Source organism: Serratia sp. JKS296 (assembly GCF_900215445.1).
GTDB lineage: Bacteria > Pseudomonadota > Gammaproteobacteria > Enterobacterales > Enterobacteriaceae > Serratia > Serratia marcescens.
Window position 1 is genome coordinate 2,750,092 of sequence record NZ_OCMX01000001.1, and the last position, 25,515, is coordinate 2,775,606.

Below are 25,515 nucleotides of genomic sequence, written 5' to 3' on the forward strand. Positions count from 1 at the left end.
CGTCATCCGCGCCATGCGATAAAAAAAGCCCGGGGAGCTCCCCGGGCTTTTCATGTCATATAGACTGGCTGACGCTTACTGCCAATCCACCAGGCAGTAATGCTTTTTGCCGCGACGCAACAGCGTGTAACGGCCGAACAGACGGTCTGAATCGCTGAAGCGGTATTCGGCATCGGACTGCTTCTCGCCGTTGATGGTCACCGCGTTGGAGCCGATCATGGTGCGCGCCTGGCCGCGTGACGGCACCAGTTCGGCATTCACCAGCGCCTGCTGCAGATCGGCGTCGCGCTCAAGTTTGATGGTCGGCATGCCGTCCTGCGCCAGTTGGGCGAAGTCCGCTTCGGTCATGTCGTGCAGCGCACCGGAGAACAGACTCTGGGTGATGCGCTTGGCGGCCGCCAGGCCTTCCGCACCGTGCACCATGCCGGTCACTTCTTCCGCCAGCACGTACTGGGCGCGTGGCGCCTTACCGCTGTTCTTGTCTTCTTCTTCCAGCGCGTTGATGTCTTCCAGGCTCATGAAGGTGAAGAACTTCAGGAAGCGGTAGACGTCGGCGTCGGCGGTGTTGATCCAGAACTGGTAGAACTTGTACGGGCTGGTTTTTTCCGGCGCCAGCCAGACCGCGCCGCCCTCGGTTTTACCGAACTTGGTGCCGTCGGCTTTGGTGATCAACGGCACGGTCAGGCCGAACACCTGCTTCTGGTGCTGACGGCGCGTCAGATCGATACCCGAGGTGATGTTGCCCCACTGATCGGAACCGCCGATCTGCAGTTCCACCTGGTGGCGGTTATACAGCTCGGAGAAATCGTAGCCCTGCAGCAGGTTATACGAGAACTCAGTGAAGGAGATGCCGGAGTCGTCGCGATTCAGACGCTGCTTGACCGCTTCCTTGTTGATCATCTGGTTGACGGAGAAGTGCTTGCCGATGTCACGCAGGAAGGTCAGCACGTTCATGCCGCCGAACCAGTCGTAGTTGTTGGCCGCGATAGCGCTGTTGTTGCCGCAGTCGAAATCGAGGAACGGGGAAACCTGTTTGCGGATCTTCTCGACCCACTCGTTCACCGTATCGGTGGTGTTCAGCTTGCGCTCCGCCGCTTTGAAGCTCGGATCGCCGATGAGGCCAGTGGCGCCGCCCACCAACGCTACCGGCTTGTGGCCGGCCAGTTGGAAGCGCTTCAGGCACAACAGAGGAACCAGATGGCCCAAATGCAAGCTGTCAGCGGTCGGATCGAAACCGCAATACAGTGCAATTGGCCCTTGCGCCAGTCGCTCCGCTAACGCTTCCTCATCCGTAACCTGGGCAACGAGGCCCCGCTCTTGCAGTTGTTTAATCAAGTTGCTGCTTGCCATCAATGACTCCATGTATAAACGAATGCACCTTTGCCGGTACACGGCCTTTCGCCCAGTGGCGAAATAAAAATTCAGGGTAGCGCATAGAATAAAGCGCCGGCGGCATCAGCACCAGCGCTTAGAGAGGATTTTCCGCCTTCAGGGTGCCAGTCGGTCAATTTTCCAGTCATTCCCGTCCCGCTGATACAGGAAACGGTCATGCAGACGATGGGCGCCGCCTTGCCAGAACTCGACAGAGTCAAATTTCACGCGGAATCCGCCCCAGAAACTCGGCAACGGCACCTCGCCCTGCTGGAACTTCTGCTTCAGCTCGAGGAATTTGCTTTCCAGCACGCCGCGCGCGGAAATGCGCGACGATTGTTGCGAGACCCAGGCGCCGATCTGGCTGTCCTTCGGCCGGCTGTTGAAATACTTCAGCACCTCGAGCGTCGACAGACGCTCAGCCTGGCCGAGGAAAATCACCTGGCGATCGAGCATGTGCCAGGGGAACAGCAGGCTGATATGCGGGTTGTGCGCCAGCTGTTGCGCCTTGCGGCTGCCGAGGTTGGTGTAGAACACCAGCCCCTGCTCATCGAAATGCTTCAGCAGCACGATGCGTTGATAAGGCTGGCCGTGTTCGTCGACGGTCGCGACGCACATGGCGGTGGGATCCGCCAGGCGCGCGTCGCAGGCCTGTTTCAACCAACGCTCGAACAGTTCGAGCGGGCTGGCGGTCAGATCGTTGCGGCGCAGGCCGCCCCGGGTGTATTCACGGCGCAGGTCCGCAACATCAAACTCATTCTTTTCAATCATCTGGGTTATCGACCAACTGAAAAAATCCGTCGTTACATTCTGCGCCTGCGGCGTCAGGAACTCAATCGCTCCGACGCCGCCGTCAACCCTCACTCCGTCAACACGCAGTCGCTCATGACTACCTTGCCGTTGCGCTCAAGATAGGCGTTACGGTCTTTCGACCAAAAAGTGTATTTACCGTCGCTGTATTTGGCGCCGGTCAGCGCCAGCACCTGCTTAAGATGCAGCTGCTCGCCATCCATCAGCAGGCTGACTTCACTCGCCTTGCCGTCGAGCGCCACCGTCAGCGGCGTAGTGCCACACTGATAGTGCATCGTCTGGCTGCTCTGCGGCAGGATGTAACTGCAGCCGGACAGCGCCAGCGCGCCGGCGACGAAAAAGACTTTTTTCATGCTGTTGCTCCTTAGAAAAATCCTCACAGGCTATCCTAACAGAGCTAACGGCCCCCCAATGGCAAAACCGGATAAATCCCACCCAGCACCGTTTCACGGCTGGCGCCGGTTACCGAAGGCAGATTGCCGGCCTGGCCGGACAGCGTACGGAAGGCCAGCCAGGCAAAGGCCAACGCCTCCATGTCATCACCGCTGACGCCGAAATCGTCGGTCAGCCCAACTTCCGTACCCGGCAGCAGCGCCGACAAACGCGCCATCAGCAGCGTGTTGCGCGCCCCGCCGCCGCACACCAACAGACGCTCGCACCCGCCGGCCAGCTGCACCTGTTCGCTGATGCTGACGGCGGTCAGTTCCGTGAGCGTGGCCTGTACGTCGACCGGCGCAATCGCCGGCAATCCGGCCAGCTGCCGTTCCAGCCAAGCGATATTGAAATACTCGCGGCCGGTGCTTTTCGGCGCCGGCTGCGCGAAGTACGGATCCGCCAGCATCTGCTGCAACAACGGCAAGCAGATCCGCCCCTGCATCGCCCAGCCGCCGTCCTGATCATAAGGCTGCGCGCGGTGGCGCCACACCCAGGCGTCCATCAGCATGTTACCCGGCCCGGTATCGAAACCGCGCACCGCCGTACCGGGCAACAGCAGAGAAAGGTTGGCGATGCCGCCGACGTTTAGCACCATGCGCCGCTCGACGGGATGCCCAAGCAGCGCCTGATGAAATGCCGGCACCAGCGGGGCGCCCTGCCCACCGTACGCCATGTCACGCCGGCGGAAATCGCCGACGGTGGTGATATTGGTCAGCGCGGCGATGCGGTTGTTATCGCCGAGCTGCATCGAGAAACGCGCGTCGCCTTCCGGCTCGTGCCACACCGTCTGGCCGTGGCAACCGATGGCGGTGACCTGCTCCGCGTCGATGCCGGTTTGCTTCAGCAGGCCGAGCACCGCCTCGCCGAACAGCGAGCCCAACTGCGCGTCCAGCCGGCCGACGGCGGCCAACGTAGTTTGCTGCCCCTGGCACATCCCCAGGATCTCTTTTTTCAACGCCATCGGCATCGGATGGCTATAGCTGGCCTGCTGCGCCACCATGCGATCGTCGATCGCGGCCAATACCACATCGATTCCGTCCAGACTGGTGCCGGACATGACGCCTATATAGCGGCCTGACTTCATAGCAACATCCTCTAACCCGCGCGGTAAGCAAAATTTATCCTGACAAATAAACCAGAATTGCCGGATTAACGCCATGAATTATGATGCTTTTTTTACGCATCGTGAGCCAGATGCCCCCTGGCGCCGCTGTGGCACGGGCTATGTGTTAAACCGTGCCATAACAGGCGACGGAATGTCGCCAAGGCTGTCATAAAGGTAAACCGCGGTTTATTATTGGTTGAACAGAGAAAAGTTAAGCTGCATGCAGCGATGAAGCATGGCGGTGTGTCAACTTTCAGCCATACTTTGTCTATCATTTTCACTGAATCTTGCCTGGTGAGCATTGCCAGGTTATGGACTACTACCATCAGGAGTTTTATATGATCAAGCGTCTTCTCGTCGTTGCCGTCGCCGCCGTTACGCTGGCCGGCTGTGCCAATGAATCCATGTCCGGCGATGTCTACTCGTCCTCGCAGGCCAAGCAGGTACAGACCGTCACCTACGGGACGCTGGTTTCCGTGCGTCCGGTTAAAATTCAGGGCGGCGAAGGCTCCAACGCCATGGGGATGATCGGCGGCGCGGTGATTGGCGGGCTGTTGGGCAACACCGTTGGCGGCGGCACCGGTCGTACGCTGGCTACCGCGGCGGGCGCTATTGCCGGCGGCGCGGCGGGTAACAGCATCGGTGAAGTGGCCGGTCGGACCTCCGGCTACGAGCTGGAAATCAAGACCGACCAGAAAGAGAACATCGTGGTGGTACAGAAAGCGGGCGACACCAAGTTCAGCCCTGGCCAGCGTGTGCGCATGGCGCGCATGGGCGACACCATCACCGTTTCCCCGCTGTAAGTCAGTCGGCGACAAACGGCAAACCGGAGGCAATCGCCTCCGGTTTTATTTCTGATGCTGTGAAACTGTAATCGTAGAAAATAAGAATATTATTATTTGTTCTGCAGTTCGGTGATATTTTGTTCTAACTTGCCAATCAGCCCTACCAACAGATGCACTTCGTCGGCGGTAATGCCGCTTAAAATCTCACTGCGTGTAGACGTGATCACGCTGTCCACTTCCCTGATGATCGGATCGGCCGCCTCGGTCAGCTTGATGCGCTTCGCGCGGCGATCGTTGGCACAGGTGTGACGCGTGATCAGCCCCTTCTCCTCCAATTGGTCCAGCGTGCGAACCAGTGACGGTTGCTCGATACCGATCGCCTTGGCCAACTGGATTTGCGACTGCTCCGGCGGCAAACGATTGATATTGTGCAAAGTGACCCAGTGCGTTTGGGTCAGCTCCAACGGCTTGAGCCGATGATCGATGAGCGCGCGCCAAACACGAACTAATCGTGCTAAATCTGAACCTAATGTTGACTCCACTTCCCCCTCCTTATAATTAGCATGCTAACATTACCTCCCAGAGTTTAGACTATTTTGGGTAACTCACATTAAAAACACAAATGTATATAATGTATATTGTGGAAATAGCCACTATTTTTAGCCGTTATTGTTTAATCGTTATGCAAATATTCAACATATTCACCCTTAGGGATTGTTAATGTGAATACATCATGGTTACACACCTCATCCCCCTTACCCGATTTGGTCCTGGGGGCATCGCTTTATTTTCCGCCTATATTTAAAGCTTTTTTACTAGGACTGGTCTTATGGCTGCTGATTCATCAACTGCTGAGAGACTGGATGTATTCCGGTGAAATCTGGCATCCCATGTTGATGGACCTGTCCATTTTCGTTCTGACCGTCAGCGGTTCCTTATGGATTTTAGCGAGTTGGTAACCCATGCAGCATAAAACATTAAAATACTTCTCTACGGTGATCGTCTGCGCCATTGCCGTCTGCGCCGGTTGGTGGCTCTGGAATTATTATATGCAATCCCCATGGACCCGTGATGGAAAAGTGCGCGCCGAACTCGTCAATATCACCCCTGAAGTCTCTGGAAGATTAGAGAAAATAAGCGCGAATGACAATCAGTTCGTACCTGCGGGAAGTCTGATTTTTACCCTCGACCCGGTGCCCTACCAGATTGCGCTGGACAATGCCGAGGCCGCGGTGGCAAAAGCGCAATCCGATCTGGCCAAAGCGGACCACGAGGCTGCCCGCCGCCGCGGTTTACCGCGTAACGTTATTTCCGCTGAAGACTTGGACGAGTCCAATTTAGCCGCTCAGGCAATGAAGGCCGCCTATAAAGCCGCGCTGGCCAACCTGGAACAGGCCAAATGGAATTTGAGCAAAACCAAAATTTATGCGCCAACCGACGGTTATATCACCAACCTGCAGGCACGCGTCGGAAACTACGCCAACGCCGGCACGCCCCTGGTGGCGTTGGTGGATGTGCATTCGTTTTATGTGCTCGGATATTTCGAAGAAACCAAGCTGAAGCATATAAAAGAAGGCAATAAAGCGGACATCGTTTTATATAACGGCAACACGCCGCTGCGGGGGGAAGTAGAGAGCATCGGACGCGCCATTTACGATCAGAGCGTCGACAGCAGCAACGATCTATTAATGGACGTTAAGCCTAATGTGCCTTGGGTGCGTTTGGCCCAGCGCGTGCCGGTGCGGATAAAATTGCTCAACGTGCCCGCCGATTTGACGCTGGTCGCCGGCACCACCTGCACCATCTCGATTCATCAGCGGAACTAAAGTGTGAATCTGCCTTTTCTGGAGTGGAGCCGGACCCCCTGGGGTAAGGCGACCGGCGGACAATGGCGCTATGCCCTGCGCAACTCGCTGGCGATGTGTCTGGCGCTGTGGGTGGCGTTCGTGCTCGAACTCGACGAACCCTATTGGGCACTCACCTCCGCCGCGGTGGTGAGCTTCCCCACCATCGGCGGCGTGATCAGCAAAAGCATCGGCCGCATCTTCGGCAGCCTGGTGGGCGCCGCCGCGTCGGTGGCGATCGCCGGCCACTGCCTGAACGATCCCTGGCTGTTTACGCTGTTCATCGCCGCCTGGATCGGGCTGTGCACCTACGTCTCGAATCATTACCAAAACAACGTCTCTTACGCCTTCGCGCTGGCGGGCTATACCGCCGCCATCATCGCCTTCGGCACGGTCAACGTCACCGACACCCAGCAGATCTTCGACATCGCTCAGGCGCGCGTTTGCGAAGTGATCACCGGCATTCTGTGCGGCGGGTTGATGATGATGATCCTGCCCAGCACCTCCGACGGCGAAGCCCTGCTGACCTCGCTGCGGCGCATGCAGCTGCGCCTGCTGGAGCACGCCGCCATGCTGTGGCAGCCGGAGGTCACCGCGCAGATGCGCACCTCGCACGAAGGGGTCATCGGCCAGATCCTGACCATGAACCTGCTGCGCATTCAGGCATTCTGGAGCCACTACCGGCTGCGGCGGCAAAATAACCTGCTCAACTATCTGCTGCATCAACAGCTGCGCATTACCAGCGTCATCTCCAGCCTGCGCCGCATGCTGCTGAACTGGCCGGATCGCCCCGCCAATCTGATGCCGGTGCTGACGCAACTGCTGGACGAACTGCGCGATCCCGCCACCGATAAATATCGCTTGGCGCGCCTGCTCCAGCAGATCGCGCCGCACGATCCCGCGGACTATCGCCATCGCGCCTTCTGGCTGCGGTTGCGCGATTTCTGTTGGCTCTACCTGCGCTGCAACCGCTGGCTGCGGCGGTTGGAAAGCGCCACGGCGGTCAGCGATCTTCAGCCGCCGCGCGTCACCCCACTGGCGCGCCATACCGACAGCTACGAAGCCGCCTATAACGGGCTGCGCACCTTTTTATGCATCGTGATCGGCTGCGCCTACTGGATCAACACGCAATGGGACGCCGGCAGCGCGGCGCTGACGCTCACCGCCATCAGCTGCGTGCTCTACTCTTCCACGCCTTCGCCGATCAACAGCGTCAGCACCTTGCTCAAGGCGGTGCTGCTGCTCTCGGTCGCCTGCTTCGTGGTGAAATTCGGTTTGATGATCCAGATTGACGATTTCTGGGTGTTTTGCGCCTTCCTGTTCCCGATCCTGGTGAACATGCAGATGCTCAAGCTGCAGAACCCGCCTTATGCCGCGCTTTGGGGGCAGCTGATCGTCTTTATGGGCTCGTTTCTGACCGTCAGCAATCCGCCGAGCTATGACTACCAGTCCTTTATCAATGACAACATCGCTAAAATCGTCGGTGTATTGCTGGCCGGGTTGGCGTTTCAGATCCTGCGCCCCAGCTCGGACAAACGCAAAAGCCGCCGCATTATCCGCGCGCTGCGGCGCGATTTTATCGATCAGTTGAGCAAACGGCCGCAGCAGAGCGAAAGTCAGTTCGAATCGCTGATCTACCATCGCATCAGCCAACTCAATCAAAGTCAGGATCAGGAAGCGCGCACCTGGCTGCTGCGTTGGGGCGTGGTGCTGCTCAACTGCAGCCATATCGTCTGGCAGCTGCGCGACTGGCAGACCCGTTCCGATCCACTGTCGGCGGTGCGCAACGTCTGTATCCACTGCCTGCGCGGCATCATGACGGAGAAAGGCGTGCAGCACAGTTCGCTGGACGCCACGCTGCAGGAACTGCTGCGCATGAGCAACGCGTTGGCGCATCACCCGGAACAGGCGGCGCGCGATCTGGCCGGCCTGATCTGGCGGCTTTACTGCTCACTGCAGCAGCTGCAACAGGCGATGGGCCAGCCCGCCGCCGCACCGGCCGTTAGCGGCGGGTGATCACTTGATCACGCCGCAGGCGAAGCGTTCGCCGCCGCCACCGAGCGGCTGTGGATGATCCGAATGGTTATCGCCGCCGGCGTGCACCATCAGCGCCTTGCCCTCAATTTCGCTGATTTTTTTCAGCCGCGGCGCCAACACCGGGTAATTCGCCATGCCGTCGGCGGTCACATAGATGGCCGGCAAATCACCCAGGTGCCCGTCGGCGTACGGCCCGAGGTGTTTCCCGGTCTTTTGCGGGTCGAAATGTCCGCCGGCCGCCAGCGCCGCCACCGCTTTGCCGTCCTTCATGCCCGGCTCGCAGCTGCCTTTTTCATGCACGTGGAAACCGTGTACTCCGGCCGGCAACGCTTTCAGGCTCGGCGTGAACAGTAAGCCGTACGGCGTTTCGCTGATGACCACGTTGCCGATGTCCTGACCGATACCCTGCCCGGTCACCAGATGCATCTCGACGTCGGTTGCCGCCGCCTGAGCCGCGCCACACGCCATCAGGCCGAGCGCCGCATACCAATAACGTTTCATCAATCAGTCTCCTTAATGACTATATCGAGCTATCAGTATAGGAGAGCCTGCGCCGGCACTGTTAACCAACGCACAATCTCGCCAATTTGATTCGCAGACCTAATATTTGGCACTAATAATAATTCTACCGATGTTGGTCCTCCGACCAGCTGTCGTTCGGCTAACGTTGTTTCCCTGTTTCCACCGCCGGCGCATGAGAGTTCGCTTCCAGGCCAGGCGGCATACTTCATAAGGAACTGATATGGGCATCTTTAGCTATAAGGATCTGGACGAAAACGCGTCGAAGGCGCTGTTTTCCGACGCCTTGGCCATCTCTACCTACGCTTACCACAATATCGATAACGGCTTCGATGAAGGCTATCACCAGACCGGTTTCGGGCTGGGTCTGCCGCTGACGCTGGTCACTGCGCTCATCGGCAGCACCCAGTCGCAGGGCGGCCTGCCGGGCCTCCCCTGGAATCCCGACTCCGAACAGGCCGCGCAGGAGGCGGTAAACAATGCCGGCTGGTCGGTGATCAGCGCCGAGCAGCTCGGTTATGCCGGCAAAACCGATGCGCGCGGCACCTACTACGGCGAGACCGCCGGTTACACCACCGCACAGGCCGAGGTGCTGGGCAAATATGACAGCGAAGGCAATCTCACCGCCATTGGCATCTCATTTCGCGGCACCAGCGGCCCGCGCGAGTCGTTGATCGGCGATACCATCGGCGATGTGATTAACGATCTGCTGGCCGGGTTCGGGCCGAAAGGCTACGCCGACGGCTACACGCTGAAGGCCTTCGGCAACTTGCTGGGCGACGTGGCGAAATTCGCGCAGGCCCACGGGCTGAGCGGCGAGGACGTGGTGGTCAGCGGCCACAGCCTCGGCGGGCTGGCGGTCAACAGCATGGCGGCGCAGAGCGACGCCAGCTGGAGCGGCTTCTACGCGCAGTCCAACTATGTCGCCTTCGCCTCGCCGACCCAGTACGAAACCGGCGGCAAGGTGCTCAACATCGGCTACGAGAACGACCCGGTGTTCCGCGCGCTCGACGGCACCACGCTGACCGGGGCGTCGTTGGGCGTTCACGATGCGCCCCATACCTCCGCCACCAACAATATCGTCAACTTCAACGATCACTACGCCTCAGACGCCTGGAACCTGCTGCCGTTTTCCATTCTCAACATTCCGACCTGGCTGTCGCACCTGCCGTTCTTCTATCAGGACGGCCTGATGCGGGTGCTGAACTCCGAGTTTTATTCGCTGACCGACAAAGACTCGACCATCATCGTCTCCAACCTGTCGAACGTCACGCGCGGCAATACCTGGGTGGAAGACCTGAACCGCAACGCGGAAACGCACAGCGGGCCGACGTTTATCATCGGCAGCGACGGCAATGATTTGATCAAGGGCGGCAAAGGCAACGACTATCTCGAGGGCCGCGACGGCGACGATATCTTCCGCGACGCCGGCGGCTATAACCTGATCGCCGGCGGCAAAGGCCACAATATCTTCGATACCCAGCAGGCGTTGAAAAATACCGAGGTCGCCTACGACGGCAACACGCTTTACCTGCGCGATGCCAAGGGCGGCATTACGCTGGCGGACGACATCAGCACCCTGCGCAGCAAAGAAACCTCCTGGCTTATCTTCAACAAAGAAGTGGATCATCAGGTAACCGCCGCCGGATTGAAATCGGACTCAGGCCTCAAAGCCTATGCCGCCGCCGCCACCGGCGGTGACGGCGATGACGTCCTGCAGGCCCGCAGCCACGACGCCTGGCTGTTCGGCAACGCCGGCAACGACACGCTGATCGGCCACGCCGGCGGCAACCTGACCTTCGTCGGCGGCAGCGGCGATGACATTCTGAAGGGCGTCGGCAACGGCAACACCTTCCTGTTCAGCGGCGATTTCGGCCGCGATCAGCTGTATGGCTTCAACGCCAGCGATAAACTGGTGTTTATCGGCACCGAAGGCGCCAGCGGCAATATCCGCGATTACGCCACGCAGCAAAACGACGATCTGGTGCTGGCCTTCGGCCACAGCCAGGTCACGCTGATCGGCGTCTCGCTCGATCACTTCAGCACCGATCAGGTGGTGTTGGCCTAAGCATCGGCATAAAAAAAGCCGGGCGCTTTCGCCGCCCGGCTTTCCTCTTTCTGCCCGCCTTAAGGCACGTCATACCCCAGCGCCGCCTTGCGAATGCGGAACCACTGCTGGCGGCTCAGCACCAGTTTCTGCGCCTTGAGCGCCGAACGCACCCGCTCAATCTTGCCGGAGCCGATGATTGGCAACGGTGACGACGGCAGGCGCATCACCCAGGCGTACACCACCTGCTCGATGGTCTCCGCGCCGATCTCTTGCGCCACCCGCTGCAGCTCGTCGCGCAGCGGCTGAAACTCGGCGTCGTTGAACAGGCGCCCGCCGCCCAGGCAGGACCAGGCCATCGGCTTGATGCGCAGTTGCTGGCACTGGTCAAGCGTGCCGTCGAGAATGGCCGGTTGGTGAATCGGCGAGATCTCCACCTGGTTGGTCGCCAGCGTGAACGGCAGACGCGACTGCAGCAGTTGGAACTGCGCGGGCGTAAAGTTGGAGACGCCGAAATGGCGCACCTTGCCGCTTTTGTGCAACGCAACGAAGGCTTCGGCTACGTCGTCAGCGTCCATCAACGGATCCGGGCGGTGAATCAGCAGCAGATCGAGGTAATCGGTATGCAGATGGCGCAGCGACTGTTCCGCGCTCTGCACGATATGATCGCGGTCGGTGATGTAGTGGCCGATCGGGTTGCCGGGCTTGGCGGTGGTGGCGATGCCGCACTTGGTCACCAATTCCAGCGACTGACGCAACGCCGGCTTCAGGCGCAGCGCGTCGCCGAACGCCTGTTCGCAGGCATAGCCGCCGTAGATATCGGCGTGATCGGCGGTGGTGACGCCCAGTTCGACATGCTGTTCGATGAACGTCAGCAGTTGCTGCGGCGACATGCCCCACTCCATCAACCGCCAGTAACCGCAAATCATGCGGGAAAATTCAGGCCCCTGCGGCGCGAGACGAATACGTTCTACCATTGCGAAAACCTCATGACATTAGTTGTCAGCCAGCATACACAAGCCGGTGAGGCACAGGGAAGCGGTAAGCCACACGAACGTGCGGCAGATCAGGAAAGGTTAAAACAGCGACGGTTGCTCCGGCAGCGGCTCGTCGGGCGCTTTATTGGCGCGCTGCAGCCGCAGGAAGCGTTGACGGCACAGGCGCAGCACCTCGCGCTTTTGCGCATCGCTCATGTTCATCCAGCCGAAACGCTCCTCGCGGCTGCGCAGGCAGCCACGGCAGAATCCACGATCGTCGGCCTGGCAAATGCCGCGACACGGGCTGGGGATGTCGAAAAACTCAAGCTGCTGCGCCACGAGGCTCCTCCTGCGTTCTCTTGCTAATTGAAGACGCCATCGCCGCCGCTGGCAAGTCCCTTTTCGCCATTGCGGCGAAAATAGTCGCGCAAATAGCGCAGCGCCTGGCGGCTTTTTTCCGGCACATTGCGTTCGAGCGTCAGCGCGTGCAGCCGGAGCGCCGCCGGCCGCCACTCCGGCAACAGCAGCAACAGCTCGCCGCGCTGCAGTTCGTCGCCAATTTCATACAGCGGCTGAGCGGAAATGCCCAGCCCGGCGCGGGTAAAGGCGCGCATCACGTTCATGCTCTCGCTGACGATCTGTCCTTCCGCCAGCCGCAGCTTGACCTGCTGGCCGGACTGGTGCAGCAAATCCAGATGCGCCCCGCTGTAGCCGCTGGAAATCCAACGGTGCTGTACCAAATCCTGCGGTTTTTCCGGCACCCCATGCTGGCTGAGGTAGCGCGGTGCGGCGCACAGCACCATCGGCCACGCCGTCAGCGGATGCGCGATCATATTGGCGTCCGCCAGCTGCCGGTTGGCCCGCAGCGCAATGTCGACCCGTTGTTCTATCATATCGACGATGCGATCGTCCGCCAGCACGCGCAGCGTGAGCTTGGGATGCGCCTGCAACAGCGGCGACAGCGCCTCCGCCAACGAGCGGCCGCCGATGCCGACCGGGGTGGCGATGCGCAGCTCACCCACCAGCGTATCCCGCAGCTCAGCCAACCGCTGCTCCGCCTGCAGCGCCTGTTGCAGCATCGCCTCGCAGCCGGGATAGAACGCCGCTCCCGCCTCGGTCAGCGCCAGACGGCGGGTGGAACGATGCAGCAACGGCACCCCAAGCGCCTTCTCCAGCGAGCGCATGTGCTGGCTGACCGCCGACGGCGTCATGCCCAGACGCCGCGCCGCACCGGCCAGCGAGCCCTCCGCCACCACGGTGGCGAATACCGCCATTCGATTGAGTTTATCCACGATTATGAAGTTTTACTTAATCAAGAAAGCATGAATATGGCACTAATCACGGCTATTGTTAAGGACTAGAGTAGAAACCACGCGGCAGGCACATCGGCCTGCCTCACGATACTGAACCTATCCCCGAAGGAGCATACAGATGAAAGTAGCCATTATTGGAGCAACCGGTTTTGTTGGCCGCCGCGTGGTGGATGAAGCGCTGGCTCGCGGTATTCAGGTGACGGCAATCGCGCGCCAGAAAAAAGATTTGCCGGAGCACGCCAATCTGACTGTCGCACTGGGCGACGTCGCCGACACCGCCTGGCTGGCGGGACAATTGCGCGGCCAGGACGCGGTGATCAGCGCCTACAACCCAGGCTGGGGCGAAGACAACCTGTATGAGAAAACCACCCGCGGCGCCCAGCAAATCCTCACCGCGGTCGAGCAGGCCGGCGTCAAACGCCTGTTGGTGGTCGGCGGAGCCGGCAGCCTGGAAGTGGCGCCGGGCGTTGAACTGGTGGATACGCCGCAGTTCCCGGAAAATATCCGCCCCGGCGCGCAGGCGGTGCGCGATCTGCGCAACAAACTGCGTAACGAGTCGGCACTCGACTGGACCTATCTTTCGCCGGCCGCCCTGCTGGAGCCGGGCAAACGCACTGGCCAGTTCCGCCTCGGCACCACGCAACTGCTGATGAACGGCGAAGCGCCGGCCAGCATTTCGGTGGAAGATCTGGCAGTCGCTATCGTTGATGAGATTGAAAAACCTCAGTTTATTCGCGCACAATTCACCGCCGCCTACTAAACTGCCCTGCCGCCAGGCCGCTCGGCCTGGCGGTTTTCACGTATTCTCCGTCGCCAGTATTCTGAATTTCTAAGGTTTTCTTAAGTTTCATCCGGTAGATTTCACGACATTATCTACTTTCAGGATCCCGACATTGGCAATGTGGTTACGTCAACGCTTACAGTGCAACAGCCTCGGTTTTACCCTCGCCGCCGCCCTGTTCTTCACTCTGTTTCAAAACGCGTTATTCCTGCATCGCGCCTGGTCGTATATCACCTTCGATAGCGTCCACAGCGTGATTTTCGCGGCCAGCATGCCGGTGGTGATCTTTTGTGCGCTGAATATTATCTTCAGCGTATTGACCGTGCCCTACCTGCGTAAGCCGTTGATCATCTTTTTCTTGCTCGGCAGCGCCGCAGCCAACTATTTCATGTTCAGCTATGGTGTGGTGATCGATGGCAACATGATGCAAAACGCCTTCGAAACCAACCCCCAGGAGGCGACCGCGCTGCTGACGCCGCGCATGGGATTGTGGCTGGCGCTGCTCGGCATTCTGCCGGCGGTGGCGGTCTGCTTCACCCAAATTCGCCAGACTCGCCCCTGGTGGTACATGGTCGGGCTGCGCGCCGCCAACGTCATGCTGTCGTTGGTAGTGATCCTGATCGTCGCCGCGCTGTTCTACAAAGACTACGCTTCGCTGATCCGCAACAATAAAAGCGTGGTGAAGATGTTGACGCCTTCCAACTTCGTGGCCGGCACCATCAAGTTTACCGAACAGCGTTACTTCACCCGCAATCTGCCGCTGGTCAAGATCGGCGAAGATGCGCGTAAAGGGCCGCTGATCGCCAGGCAGACCAAGAAAACGCTGGTGATCCTGGTCGTGGGCGAAACCGCCCGCGCCGAAAACTTCTCCCTCGGCGGTTACGGGCGCGAAACCAACCCGCGCCTGAAGCAGGACGACGTGGTCTACTTCAAGAACGCCAGTTCCTGCGGCACCGAAACGGCGATCTCCGTGCCCTGCATGTTCTCCAACATGCCACGCAAGGAGTACGACGCGACTCAGGCGACGCACCAGGAAGGCATGCTCGACGTGCTGGCGCATGCCGGCGTCAATGTGCTGTGGCGCGATAACGACGGCGGCTGCAAAGGCGCCTGCGACCGGGTGCCGCACATCGACATGACCAAGCTGAAACTGCCGCAGGACTGTGACGGCGAGGTTTGCATGGACAACGTGCTGCTGTACAAGCTGAACGACTACATCAATAGCCTGAAAGACGATGGTGTGATCGTGCTGCACCAGATGGGCAGCCACGGCCCGGCTTACTATCGCCGCAGCACGCCAGAGTTCCAGGCGTTTTCACCGACCTGCAACAGTAATCAGATCCAGGATTGCAGCCATGAACAGTTGGTGAACACCTACGACAACTCAATCCTGTATACCGACGCGATGCTCGATGCCACCATCAAGTTGCTGCGGCAGTATGACGATCGGTTCAATACCGCGCTGGTCTATTTGTCCGATCACGGCGAATCGCTGGGGGAGAACGGCATGTATCTGCACGGCACGCCTTATGTCTTCGCGCCAAGCCAACAAACGCACGTGCCTTTCCTGATGTGGATGTCGGCCGACTATCAGCGCAATTTCGACATCGATCGCCAGTGTCTGAATACGTTGGCGGAAAAGGACGAGGTTTCACAGGACAACCTGTTCCACACCCTGTTGGGCATGCTGAACGTACAGACCCGCGAATATCAATCCCAGTTGGATATCCTGCAGCGTTGCCGCAACGCGGCGTAGCGCTTAACTTCCGCGTGCCGCTGAGGCACAATGTCTTGCAGACAAACCGGCGTTTTGTGCGCCGGTTTTTTTATTCCCATTGACCTAGACCAATCGGTCTATTATGCTCGGCACCATGATGACCAAATCAACGCATTGCAACGTGGATACACGTGAACATCTGCTCGCCACCGGCGAAACCCTCAGCCTGCGCCTGGGCTTTACCGGCATGGGGCTGAGTGAACTGCTGGCCACCGCGGGCGTGCCGAAAGGCTCGTTCTACCACTATTTTCGCTCGAAGGAAGCCTTCGGCGAAGCGATGCTGCAGCGCTATTTCGCGCATTATGATGCAGAAATGCAGGCGCTGTTTGCCGACAGACGCGGCGATGCCCGCCATCAGCTGCTCGGCTATTACGCCCAGGCTATCAGCTACCACTGCCGCAGCGAATGCCACAACGCCTGCCTGGCGGTGAAACTTTCCGCCGAGGTGAGCGATCTGTCGGAACCGATGCGCCATGCGCTGGAAACGGGCACCGCTCGCGTGATCGGCCATCTGCAGGAGGCCATCGAGCGCGGTATCGCCGAGGGCTCGCTGTCGGTGGCCATGAGCCCGGCGGCGACCGCAGAAACGCTGTATTCACTGTGGCTCGGTGCCTCGCTGCGCGCCAAGATCCGTCATTCGCTGGCGCCGTTAACCAGCGCGCTGGAAAGCATCGAGTTGCTGCTGCGCCCGCCGCAACGGTAACGACAACCGTCTTTTTTCGTGAAAAATGCAGTTCGTGTTTTTTTATCGCCCATCACTAGACGACCGGTCTATTAAATACAGGATGCACTATGAAGACTGAAAAATTGCTCTCTCCGCTGAAGGTTGGCGCCGTCACCCTGCCCAACCGCGTGTTTATGGCTCCGCTGACGCGTCTGCGCAGCATCGAACCGGGCGATATTCCTACGCCACTGATGGCGGAATACTATGCGCAGCGCGCCGGCGCCGGCCTGATCGTGACCGAAGCGACGCAGATCTCCTTCCAGGCGAAAGGCTACGCCGGCGCGCCGGGCCTGCATACCCCGGAACAGATCGCCGCGTGGAAACACATCACGCAGGCGGTACACGACAAAAACGGCCACATCGCCGTACAGCTGTGGCATGTAGGCCGCATCTCCCACGCCAGCCTGCAGCCGGGCGGACAAGCGCCGGTCGCGCCTTCGGCAATCAACGCCGAAACCCGCACCACCGTGCGAGATGAAACCGGCGCCTGGGTGCGCGTACCGACCTCCACACCGCGCGCGCTGGAAACCAGCGAGATCCCGGGCATCATCAACGATTTCCGCCAGGCAACCGCTAACGCGCGCGAAGCCGGCTTCGACTTCATCGAGCTGCATGCTGCCCACGGCTATCTGCTGCACCAGTTCATGTCACCGGCTTCCAACCAACGCACCGATCAATACGGCGGCAGCATCGAGAATCGCACCCGCCTGACGTTGGAAGTGGTCGACGCCACCATCGCCGAATGGGGTTCCGAACACATCGGTATCCGCATCTCGCCGCTGGGGCCGTTCAACGGGCTGGACAACGGTGAAGATCAGGAAGAAGCGGCGCTGTATCTGGTGGAAGAGCTGAATAAGCGCAACATCGCTTACCTGCACATCTCCGAACCGGACTGGGCCGGCGGCAAACCGTATTCCGACGCCTTCCGCGACTCGGTGCGCGCCCACTTTAAAGGGGTGATCGTCGGCGCCGGCGCCTACACCGCTGAAAAAGCCGAAGCGTTGATCGAAAAAGGTTTTATCGACGCGGTGGCCTTCGGCCGCAGCTACATCGCCAACCCGGATCTGGTAGAGCGTTTCCGTCAGCACGCCCCGCTGAACGAACCTAAGCCGGAAACCTTCTACGGCGGCGGCGCCGAAGGCTATACCGACTATCCGTTTCTGGCGAAGTAACCCGTCCTGACTCCAACGGCCACGCAATCGCATGGCCGTTTTTTTTATGCGTCGCGCGCAAAAAGGCCCGCTCGAGGCGGGCCGGTGTTCCCTGGTGTTGATCTTTATTGCCGTTCGATTTTTACACGATCGCCGCTGGAATAGATAATTGATTGTGCAGATCAATTACTCTGTATCGATCGGTACGCTCGATCAATATTTAGACACCCGCGACGCGAGACCATAAAGTGACATTGTCACCAACTCGTTACGTTGAATTCCCTTGCGGGACAAGGCTATACTCGCTTGTGCTTCAATCCACCCGCCGTCTGCCACGGCACAGTCAATTCAGAGGAATTATGCGCTTACTCCATACCATGATCCGCGTCGGTGACCTGCAACGCGCCATCGACTTCTACACCAAGGTATTAGGCATGCGCCTGCTGCGCACCAGCGAAAACCCGGAGTACAAATACTCCCTGGCTTTCGTCGGCTATACGGAAGAGAGCGAAGGCGCGGTTATCGAACTGACCTATAACTGGGGTACCGACAGCTACGACATGGGCACCGCCTTCGGCCACCTGGCGCTGGGCGTGGACGACGTTGCCGCCACCTGCGACAGCATCCGTCGCGCAGGCGGCAAAGTCACCCGCGAAGCCGGCCCGGTGAAGGGCGGCACCACGGTCATCGCCTTCGTCGAAGATCCGGACGGCTACAAAATTGAGCTGATCGAAAACAAACACGCCGGTCAGGGCCTCGGCCACTAAGCCTCCCCTTCAGGGCGCGCTGGCGCCCTGCTGATTCTCCGCGCGATAGCGCCTGCAACCAGGCGCAAAATTTGCCATAATGCGCGCTGCATTCGATGAAGATAAGAAACTGATGGCCGAAAAAAGTGATCTTAACGCCCTGAGTGGTCGTTTTCGTGGGTTTTATCCCGTAGTAATAGATGTTGAAACCGCCGGCTTCAACGCCAATACCGATGCGTTGCTGGAGATCGCCGCCGTCACGCTGAAAATGGATGAAGATGGCTGGCTGCAGCGGGACGAGACCCTGCACTTCCACGTGGAGCCTTTCGAGGGCGCCAACCTGCAGCCGGAAGCGCTGGCGTTTAACGGCATCGATCCGCACAACCCGTTGCGCGGCGCGGTCAGCGAATACGACGCGCTGCACGCCATTTTCAAAGCGGTGCGCAAAGGGCTCAAGGATCGCGGGTGCAACCGGGCCATTATCGTGGCGCACAACGCCAACTTCGATCACAGCTTCCTGATGGCCGCGGCCGAACGTGCCGGCCTGAAGCGCAACCCGTTCCATCCGTTCGCCACCTTCGACACCGCCGCGCTGAGCGGCCTGGTGCTGGGCCAAACGGTGTTGGCGAAAGCCTGTATCGCGGCCGGTATGCCGTTCGACAGCAGCCAGGCGCACTCTGCGCTGTACGACACCGAGCAAACCGCACTGCTGTTTTGCGAGCTGGTTAACCGCTGGAAACGTCTCGGCGGCTGGCCGCTGCCCGCCGGCGATCTCGCCGAATAAAATCAACAAAAAAGGCGGCCCAGTTTGCACTGGCGCCGCCCGTTACGCGATAATCGCAAGTCCGTCGATTAAGACTGCTGGTCTTCTTGCGCTTTATACTTTTCTGCCGTTTCTTTGATCAGCTGCTGCAGTTCGCCGCGCTGATACATCTCGATGATGATATCGCAACCGCCAACCAGCTCACCATCTACCCACAGCTGCGGGAACGTCGGCCAGTTGGCGTATTTTGGCAGCTCGGCGCGAATGTCCGGGTTCTGCAAAATGTCCACGTAGGCGAAACGCTCGCCGCAGGCGGACAGCGCTTGCACAGCCTGCGCGGAAAAGCCGCAGCTCGGCAGCTTTGGCGAACCTTTCATGTACAGCAGAATCGGGTTTTCAGCGATCTGGTGCTGAATTTTTTCAAGTGTCGTCGTCATTTATTGCTTCCTCAAGCCACATTTCATGGCTACAACATGCATCACGCGGGCTATTGTAGCGGCTGGAACAGTCGCAAGAAAACGCCATCTTTTGCAAGGATATTCGCCCGCCGCCGATCGCGTTTCACCGGCCACGTCATTCCGGTCAAAACATACGTTGAGAATAACATTTTTAATCCGACCATTTCACTAATATATTGCGCCGCGATGACGGCGCGGCTTAATTATATCCGCCACCGTCGCCTGGCGCTTTTTTATACATCAACAGGCTGATTTTAAACCAAAAAAAATGTCATTAACGTTTTCTCACAATATGGATTATTATTTATGAGTTCTTCGCTGTTTTATATGGCGAAGTTCGGGAATACTGTAACTCTTTCGATATCCGTTTCGGGGCCAAGGTTGGTGACGTCGACATGCGTTTAATTCTTACGCTCTTTGCGCTGCTGTTTACGCAGCTCTTATTCAATTTGGCGCACGCTGCGCCACAGGCGCGCGTTGCCGCCGAGCAGCGTAAAAGCCATGCTAATGAAGCGCGGCCCGATGACCGCAGAAAAAAGAAAGCGGATAAAGCCGCCAAAAAAGCCAAAGTGACGGCCCCCGAGAAAAAAACCAGGACCGCCAAGGTCAAAAGCGAGAAAAGCGCGAAAAAGATCGTCAGCGCCAAACCCAAGGCCAAAGCGCAGAAAATCGCCAAAATTAAAGTCACCCCGCCGAAAAAGGGCTATAAAAAAGGCTATGGCCGCCACCGCGACGCCGGTATGGCTACCGCCAAGCTGGCGCGTGATGAAAAACCGTTGAAACTCAGCCCGGCGCACAAAAAGCGTTACCAGCACGCCAAGCAGACCGCGATGGCCAAGCTGATGGATCAGATGGGCAAACCTTACCGCTGGGGCGGCAGCTCGCCGCGCACCGGCTTCGACTGCAGCGGACTTATCTATTACGCCTATAAAGACGTGGTGAAAATCAAGATGCCGCGCACCGCCAACGAAATGTATCACCTGCGAGACGCGGCGCCGATCAAGAAAAGCGAACTGGAAAGCGGCGATTTGGTGTTCTTCCGCATCAACAACCGCGGCGTGGCGGACCATGTCGGCGTCTATCTCGGCAACGGCAAATTCATCCAGTCGCCGCGCACCGGTGAAGAGATCCGCATCAGCCAGCTCGACAACGACTATTGGCAGAACCACTACATCGGCGCACGCCGCGTAGTGACGCCGAAAACCATCCGTTAATTCCCTGTTCTGCGCGGTTGCGGCCCCGGTCGCAACCGCCTGCTCAAGCTATCGCCCATCGCACTCTCCCACGCGCATTTCTCGCTTTTCCTCCTGTTTTTTATGATGAAAATTGTTAAGATTGAATGACCACAATAAAAAACGGCCCATCTGGCTCCCGCCTCGGCGGGAAAAAAGTGGCGCTGTAAAGGAGGAAGCAATGTCGTTTGAATTACCTGCATTACCGTATGAGAAAAACGCGCTCGAGCCGCACATCTCCGCCGAGACCCTGGAATACCACTACGGCAAACACCACAATACCTACGTAGTTAACCTGAACAACCTGGTGAAAGGCAGCGAGTTCGAGGGCAAATCGCTCGAAGAGATCATCAAGACCTCCAACGGCGGCGTGTTTAACAACGCCGCGCAGGTGTGGAACCACACCTTCTACTGGCACTGCCTGTCGCCACAGGGCGGCGGTGAACCGCAGGGCGAACTGGCGGCCGCGATCGTCAAATCCTTCGGCTCTTTCGCTGCGTTCAAAGAACAGTTCACCGATGCCGCCGTGAAAAACTTCGGCGCCGGCTGGACCTGGCTGGTGAAAAAACCGGACGGCGCGCTGGCGATCGTCAACACCTCCAACGCGGCAACTCCGCTGACCGGTGAAGATAAACCGCTGCTGACCGTTGACGTGTGGGAACACGCGTATTACATCGATTACCGCAATGCGCGTCCAAAATACCTGGAAAACTTCTGGGCGTTGGTCAACTGGACCTTCGCGGCGGAAAACCTGGCGTAAGCGCAGGCCTTGCCTAAGTGATGAGGCGCAGCTTGGCTGCGCCTTTTTTAAACTGGCGGGAAATCAGTTCAACGCGGCGACAAAGCTGAAAGCGATGATCATCGCCAACGCGCCGACGGTAGTGAACAGAGACATCTTCAGATCGGTATCCATGACAACTCCTTTAAAATGGGCTTTCCTAAGGATAAAAGGCGCACAATTAGTACGTCAAATCATTTTCCCACAGTTCGCCGATAAAATCTTGTTATCATTTCCCGGTTTATAATCTCGATTACCTCTTCCACTTTTGTTCAATATGCGACAAAATTCGCAGTTCACAACTGCGTACCGGCATCCATGCCCCTCCTGATTAAGCGCTGAAGACTTCAACACACTAAAAACTCAGTTTTCGCTTCTCTGGAGAAGGATCTACGTAGGCAAACGATTAACATCACACTTACATGCTGTAAACATGTGAGTTCAGGAGTCATTCCTTACATGGCAACGATTAAAGATGTGGCCAAACGCGCGGGCGTTTCCACCACCACCGTTTCGCACGTCATCAATAAGACTCGTTTCGTCGCCGAAGAGACCAAAGCGGCCGTGTGGGCCGCCATCAAAGAGCTGCACTACTCGCCGAGCGCCGTGGCGCGCAGCCTGAAAGTCAATCACACCAAGTCGATCGGCCTGCTGGCCACCTCGAGCGAAGCGCCCTATTTTGCCGAAGTGATCGAGGCGGTGGAAAACAGCTGCTACAGCAAAGGTTACACCCTGATCCTGTGCAACTCGCACAACAATCTGGACAAGCAGCGCGCCTACCTGGCGATGCTGGCGCAAAAGCGCGTCGACGGCCTGCTGGTCATGTGTTCCGAATACCCGGATCAACTGCTGGGCATGCTGGAGGACTACCGTAATATCCCGATGGTGGTGATGGACTGGGGCGCCGCGCGCGGCGACTTCACCGACACCATCATCGATAACGCGTTCGAAGGCGGCTATCTGGCCGGCCGTTACCTGATCGAGCGCGGCCACCGCGATATCGGCGCCATCCCGGGCCAGCTGTCGCGCAACACCGGTGGCGGCCGTCATCAGGGCTTTATGAAGGCGCTGCAGGAAGCGCATATCGACATTCGCGAAGAGTGGATCGTCCAGGGTGACTTCGAGCCGGAGTCCGGCTACAAGGCGATGCACCAAATCCTGTCGCAAAAACAGCGGCCGACCGCGGTATTTTGCGGCGGCGACATCATGGCGATGGGCGCCATCTGCGCCGCTGACGAGCTGGGGCTGCGAGTGCCGCAGGATATTTCCGTGATCGGCTATGACAACGTGCGCAACGCCCGCTACTTCACCCCGGCGCTGACCACCATTCACCAGCCGAAAGAACGCCTGGGAGAAATGGCCTTCACCATGCTGCTGGATCGCATCATCAGCAAGCGCGAAGAATCGCAGGTGATCGAAGTGCATCCGAAGCTGGTCGAACGCCGTTCGGTCGCCGATGGTCCGTTCATCGACTACCGCCGCTGATCATCTTCCCTGCCGGAGGCCTGCGCGGCTTCCGGTGCCGCCTCACTCAGCCACTCCTGATTCAGCGTCTCGCCATCGCCCAAATACGCCAGCAGCCAGCTCATCGCCGGTGACGGTTTATCCTGTTGCCAGGTCAGGCAGCAGGGGCTGGCGGGAAACGGCTGCTGCAACTGCAACGCCTTCAGCTCACCGCGCTGCACCAGCGGCAGCGCCAGATGCGCCGGCATCATGCCGACGCACAATCCGGCGCACAAACAGTCGAGCGCCGAGGTCCAGTCCGGCACCACCAGCCGCCGCTGGTTATCCAGCGTCCAGGTGACGCGCTTGGGCAGATTGCGCGAGGTGTCTTCCAGACAAAGCGCAGGGTATGGCCTCAACCGATCGTCATTCAATGGCCCTGCCAGCTGCGCCAACGGATGCTGTGGGCTGACTACGCACAGCCAGTTCATATCCCCCATGTCGCGGAAAGCGAAGCCGCCGCCGACCGGCACCGCGCGCGTGGCGCCGATCGCCATGTCCACCCTGCCGTCCACCAACGCATCCCACACGCCGTTGAACACCTCGGGTTGCAGCATCAGTTCAACGTCGGGGAAATGGCGGTAGAAATCCAGCACCAGCTGGCGGCTGCGCTGCGGTTTGACGATGATGTCGACTGCGATATTCAGCTGGCCGCGCCACCCGTTGGCCACCTGTTGACAGTGGCGGCGGGTGTCGAGCATTTTTTTGATAACAACTCGCGCATCCTTGATAAACAGCGCGCCGGCCGGCGTCAACTCCACATCACGGTGACGCCGCTCAAACAGCGGCACCGCCAGCCATTGTTCCAGTTGCCGCACGGTATAGCTCACCGCCGACGGTACCCGGTGCAGCTCCTGCGCCGCCGCGCTGAAACTGCCGGTGCGCGCCACCGCGTCAACAACTTCAAGAGAATATTCAGACCACATCGCTTTGCCTTCAATTTTTTTAACAGCACTTTGCAAATATTACCGTTTCACAAGCAGAGATCCAGCCGGATACACTGGCCGGCGCTAAAAACCTGCGACACTAAAATATTAACGAGAAATACCATGCGAAATTCCTTTGGTTTTATGTTCTACCTCGCCGGCCTGAGCATGCTGGGTTATCTGGCGACCGATATGTACCTGCCCGCCTTCGGCGCCATGCGGGAGGAACTGCAAATTTCCGCCGGCGCGGTCAGCGCCAGCCTGAGCATCTTTCTGGCCGGCTTCGCCTTCGCGCAGTTGCTGTGGGGGCCGCTCTCCGACCGACTGGGCCGCAAACCGGTATTATTGATTGGCCTGTCGCTGTTCGCGCTCGGCTGCCTGGGCATGCTGTGGGTGGAAAATGCCGTGCAGCTCTGGATACTGCGCTTTATTCAGGCCGTCGGCGTCTGTTCCGCCGCCGCCATCTGGCAAGCGCTGGTGGTCGACCGCTATCGCGAAGGCCAGGCCAACCGCGTATTCGCCACCATCATGCCGCTGGTGGCGCTGTCGCCGGCGTTGGCGCCGCTGCTTGGCGCCTGGCTGCTGAACCACGCCAGCTGGCGCGCGATCTTCGCCGTGCTGTTGGCCATCACCGCCCTGCTGCTGCTGCCGACGTTGCTGCTCAAAGATCGCGCCAAAACGCAACCCGCCGCCGATGCGCCAAAAAGCGGCGTCAGTTTTTGGCAATTATTGAAATCCCCGGTGTTCAGCGGCAACGTCGCTATGTACGCCGCCTGCTCGGCCGGCTTCTTTGCCTGGCTGACCGGCTCGCCGTTCATCCTCGGTGATATGGGCTACGGCCCGAGCGACATCGGTCTGAGCTATGTGCCGCAGACGCTGGCTTTCCTGTTGGGGGGCTATGGCTGCCGCGCCGCGCTCAAGCGCATCAATGGCAAAACCCTGCTGCCGTGGCTGCTGGTAGCTTATGCTGTCAGCATGGTGGCCCTGTATCTGGTGGCGACCCTGACCAATCCGACGCTCACCACGCTGCTGATCCCGTTCTGCGTCATGGCGCTGGTCAACGGCGCCGGCTACCCGATCATGGTGGCGAATGCGCTGATGCCATTCCCGGAAAGCAGCGGTAAAGCCGCCGCGCTGCAAAATACGCTGCAATTGGGGCTGTGTTTTGTGGCAAGCATGCTGGTGTCGGCGTTTATTGCCCAGCCGCTGTTGGCAACGGTGACGGTGATGGTATCTACGGTAGTCCTGGCCGCACTGGGTTATTTCCTGCAGCGGGGAAAAGCGGCCGATGCGCAGCAAAAGGCACAGCGGGAACATGCTAACTCAGCGTCATAATTACCAAGATTAATAATCACTTAAAGAATATGCGTGCCGAGTGCGATTTACAGTTGAGTCAACGCCTCGGCACGCCTATACTCAAAAACAACCTTGTA

At 58.9% G+C, this 25,515-nt stretch carries 27 protein-coding genes; 15 read left to right on the forward strand and 12 right to left on the reverse strand.

The genetic code is table 11. The annotated features are described in order from the left end of the window. Window positions 1–75: 75 nt before the first annotated feature. The 4 genes from tyrS to anmK form a co-directional block, all read right to left on the reverse strand. Window positions 76–1,350: a tyrosine--tRNA ligase gene (gene tyrS, locus CRO23_RS12960; protein ID WP_016927908.1), complete on the reverse strand. Its 1,275-nt coding sequence runs from the start codon at window positions 1,348–1,350 to the stop codon at window positions 76–78. A 138-nt stretch (window positions 1,351–1,488) separates the two neighbouring features. Beyond that, window positions 1,489–2,142 carry a pyridoxamine 5'-phosphate oxidase gene (pdxH, locus tag CRO23_RS12965; protein WP_028128179.1) on the reverse strand — a complete coding sequence of 218 codons (654 nt, stop codon included), beginning with the start codon at window positions 2,140–2,142 and terminating at the stop codon, window positions 1,489–1,491. A gap of 89 nt (window positions 2,143–2,231) precedes the next feature. After that, window positions 2,232–2,534 carry an MliC family protein gene (locus CRO23_RS12970; protein WP_016927910.1) on the reverse strand — a complete coding sequence of 101 codons (303 nt, stop codon included), beginning with the start codon at window positions 2,532–2,534 and terminating at the stop codon, window positions 2,232–2,234. A gap of 44 nt (window positions 2,535–2,578) precedes the next feature. Beyond that, window positions 2,579–3,700: an anhydro-N-acetylmuramic acid kinase gene (gene anmK, locus CRO23_RS12975; RefSeq protein ID WP_097102143.1), complete on the reverse strand. Its 1,122-nt coding sequence runs from the start codon at window positions 3,698–3,700 to the stop codon at window positions 2,579–2,581. A 359-nt stretch (window positions 3,701–4,059) separates the two neighbouring features. Between anmK and CRO23_RS12980 the strand changes: the two genes are divergently transcribed. Next, window positions 4,060–4,524, forward strand: coding sequence for a glycine zipper 2TM domain-containing protein (locus tag CRO23_RS12980; protein WP_028128178.1), 465 nt, complete (start codon window positions 4,060–4,062; stop codon window positions 4,522–4,524). A 92-nt stretch (window positions 4,525–4,616) separates the two neighbouring features. Here CRO23_RS12980 and slyA read toward each other — a convergent pair whose 3' ends face one another. Continuing rightward, a complete protein-coding gene (gene slyA / locus CRO23_RS12985) occupies window positions 4,617–5,048 on the reverse strand; it encodes a transcriptional regulator SlyA (RefSeq protein ID WP_004931301.1) in 432 nt (143 codons plus the stop codon). A 180-nt stretch (window positions 5,049–5,228) separates the two neighbouring features. Here slyA and CRO23_RS12990 point away from each other — a divergent pair, with 180 nt between their 5' ends. From CRO23_RS12990 to CRO23_RS13000, 3 genes are read left to right on the forward strand one after another with little or no spacing between them, the layout of a single operon-like run. Continuing rightward, complete coding sequence (locus CRO23_RS12990; protein ID WP_004931303.1) at window positions 5,229–5,465, forward strand: DUF1656 domain-containing protein; 237 nt, start codon at window positions 5,229–5,231, stop codon at window positions 5,463–5,465. A 3-nt stretch (window positions 5,466–5,468) separates the two neighbouring features. Beyond that, a complete protein-coding gene (locus CRO23_RS12995) occupies window positions 5,469–6,332 on the forward strand; it encodes an efflux RND transporter periplasmic adaptor subunit (protein ID WP_097102145.1) in 864 nt (287 codons plus the stop codon). Between the two features lie 3 nt (window positions 6,333–6,335). Further along, window positions 6,336–8,366: an FUSC family protein gene (locus CRO23_RS13000; protein WP_097102147.1), complete on the forward strand. Its 2,031-nt coding sequence runs from the start codon at window positions 6,336–6,338 to the stop codon at window positions 8,364–8,366. Here the strand turns inward: CRO23_RS13000 and sodC are convergent, their stop codons facing one another. Further along, window positions 8,367–8,888 carry a superoxide dismutase family protein gene (sodC, locus tag CRO23_RS13005; protein WP_033640491.1) on the reverse strand — a complete coding sequence of 174 codons (522 nt, stop codon included), beginning with the start codon at window positions 8,886–8,888 and terminating at the stop codon, window positions 8,367–8,369. It abuts the gene before it with no gap. Window positions 8,889–9,129: 241 nt separating this feature from the next. On the opposite strand from sodC, the gene CRO23_RS13010 reads away from it, so the two are divergent. Continuing rightward, window positions 9,130–10,974: a polyurethane esterase gene (locus tag CRO23_RS13010; RefSeq protein WP_097102149.1), complete on the forward strand. Its 1,845-nt coding sequence runs from the start codon at window positions 9,130–9,132 to the stop codon at window positions 10,972–10,974. A gap of 59 nt (window positions 10,975–11,033) precedes the next feature. On the opposite strand, the gene CRO23_RS13015 is transcribed toward CRO23_RS13010, so the two are convergent. The 3 genes from CRO23_RS13015 to CRO23_RS13025 form a co-directional block, all read right to left on the reverse strand. Next, on the reverse strand, window positions 11,034–11,930 hold the full coding sequence (locus tag CRO23_RS13015; RefSeq protein WP_004931312.1) for an aldo/keto reductase: 897 nt from the start codon (window positions 11,928–11,930) through the stop codon (window positions 11,034–11,036). Between the two features lie 99 nt (window positions 11,931–12,029). Further along, window positions 12,030–12,269 (reverse strand): DUF1289 domain-containing protein, encoded by a 240-nt coding sequence (locus CRO23_RS13020; protein ID WP_015377731.1) that lies wholly within the window; start codon window positions 12,267–12,269, stop codon window positions 12,030–12,032. 23 nt (window positions 12,270–12,292) lie between these two features. Beyond that, window positions 12,293–13,222 (reverse strand): LysR substrate-binding domain-containing protein, encoded by a 930-nt coding sequence (locus CRO23_RS13025; protein WP_187178368.1) that lies wholly within the window; start codon window positions 13,220–13,222, stop codon window positions 12,293–12,295. A gap of 139 nt (window positions 13,223–13,361) precedes the next feature. Here CRO23_RS13025 and CRO23_RS13030 point away from each other — a divergent pair, with 139 nt between their 5' ends. The 6 genes from CRO23_RS13030 to rnt all read left to right on the forward strand — a co-directional run bounded on the left by CRO23_RS13030 (window position 13,362) and on the right by rnt (window position 19,206). Further along, window positions 13,362–14,003 carry an NAD(P)-dependent oxidoreductase gene (locus CRO23_RS13030; RefSeq protein ID WP_016927920.1) on the forward strand — a complete coding sequence of 214 codons (642 nt, stop codon included), beginning with the start codon at window positions 13,362–13,364 and terminating at the stop codon, window positions 14,001–14,003. 139 nt (window positions 14,004–14,142) lie between these two features. Continuing rightward, window positions 14,143–15,780 (forward strand): phosphoethanolamine transferase EptA, encoded by a 1,638-nt coding sequence (eptA, locus tag CRO23_RS13035; RefSeq protein ID WP_016927921.1) that lies wholly within the window; start codon window positions 14,143–14,145, stop codon window positions 15,778–15,780. A 103-nt stretch (window positions 15,781–15,883) separates the two neighbouring features. Then, complete coding sequence (locus CRO23_RS13040; protein WP_016927922.1) at window positions 15,884–16,504, forward strand: TetR/AcrR family transcriptional regulator; 621 nt, start codon at window positions 15,884–15,886, stop codon at window positions 16,502–16,504. An 89-nt stretch (window positions 16,505–16,593) separates the two neighbouring features. Continuing rightward, window positions 16,594–17,697 carry an alkene reductase gene (locus CRO23_RS13045; RefSeq protein WP_016927923.1) on the forward strand — a complete coding sequence of 368 codons (1,104 nt, stop codon included), beginning with the start codon at window positions 16,594–16,596 and terminating at the stop codon, window positions 17,695–17,697. A gap of 338 nt (window positions 17,698–18,035) precedes the next feature. Further along, the gene (gene gloA, locus CRO23_RS13050) at window positions 18,036–18,443 is read left to right on the forward strand and encodes a lactoylglutathione lyase (RefSeq protein ID WP_004931325.1); all 408 of its coding nucleotides are present in this window, start codon (window positions 18,036–18,038) and stop codon (window positions 18,441–18,443) included. Between the two features lie 79 nt (window positions 18,444–18,522). After that, window positions 18,523–19,206: a ribonuclease T gene (gene rnt / locus CRO23_RS13055; protein WP_016927925.1), complete on the forward strand. Its 684-nt coding sequence runs from the start codon at window positions 18,523–18,525 to the stop codon at window positions 19,204–19,206. Window positions 19,207–19,274: 68 nt separating this feature from the next. Here the strand turns inward: rnt and CRO23_RS13060 are convergent, their stop codons facing one another. Continuing rightward, the gene (locus CRO23_RS13060; protein WP_004931329.1) at window positions 19,275–19,622 is read right to left on the reverse strand and encodes a Grx4 family monothiol glutaredoxin; all 348 of its coding nucleotides are present in this window, start codon (window positions 19,620–19,622) and stop codon (window positions 19,275–19,277) included. Between the two features lie 416 nt (window positions 19,623–20,038). Here CRO23_RS13060 and CRO23_RS13065 point away from each other — a divergent pair, with 416 nt between their 5' ends. Both CRO23_RS13065 and sodB read left to right on the forward strand, forming a co-directional pair. Continuing rightward, complete coding sequence (locus CRO23_RS13065) at window positions 20,039–20,857, forward strand: C40 family peptidase (protein ID WP_097102151.1); 819 nt, start codon at window positions 20,039–20,041, stop codon at window positions 20,855–20,857. Window positions 20,858–21,056: 199 nt separating this feature from the next. After that, window positions 21,057–21,635: a superoxide dismutase [Fe] gene (gene sodB / locus CRO23_RS13070; RefSeq protein ID WP_004931333.1), complete on the forward strand. Its 579-nt coding sequence runs from the start codon at window positions 21,057–21,059 to the stop codon at window positions 21,633–21,635. Window positions 21,636–21,698: 63 nt separating this feature from the next. Here the strand turns inward: sodB and cydH are convergent, their stop codons facing one another. Further along, entirely contained in the window at window positions 21,699–21,788 is a 90-nt protein-coding gene (cydH, locus tag CRO23_RS13075) for a cytochrome bd-I oxidase subunit CydH (RefSeq protein WP_004931335.1), read from the reverse strand. Window positions 21,789–22,112: 324 nt separating this feature from the next. Between cydH and purR the strand changes: the two genes are divergently transcribed. Then, window positions 22,113–23,138 (forward strand): HTH-type transcriptional repressor PurR, encoded by a 1,026-nt coding sequence (gene purR, locus CRO23_RS13080; RefSeq protein WP_004931336.1) that lies wholly within the window; start codon window positions 22,113–22,115, stop codon window positions 23,136–23,138. Here the strand turns inward: purR and punR are convergent. After that, complete coding sequence (gene punR / locus CRO23_RS13085) at window positions 23,126–24,082, reverse strand: DNA-binding transcriptional activator PunR (protein ID WP_089184537.1); 957 nt, start codon at window positions 24,080–24,082, stop codon at window positions 23,126–23,128. The two genes, purR and punR, sit on opposite strands and share 13 nt — an antisense overlap. A 123-nt stretch (window positions 24,083–24,205) precedes the next feature. Here punR and punC point away from each other — a divergent pair, with 123 nt between their 5' ends. Further along, window positions 24,206–25,417, forward strand: coding sequence for a purine nucleoside transporter PunC (punC, locus tag CRO23_RS13090; RefSeq protein WP_028128175.1), 1,212 nt, complete (start codon window positions 24,206–24,208; stop codon window positions 25,415–25,417). Window positions 25,418–25,515 lie beyond the last annotated feature (98 nt).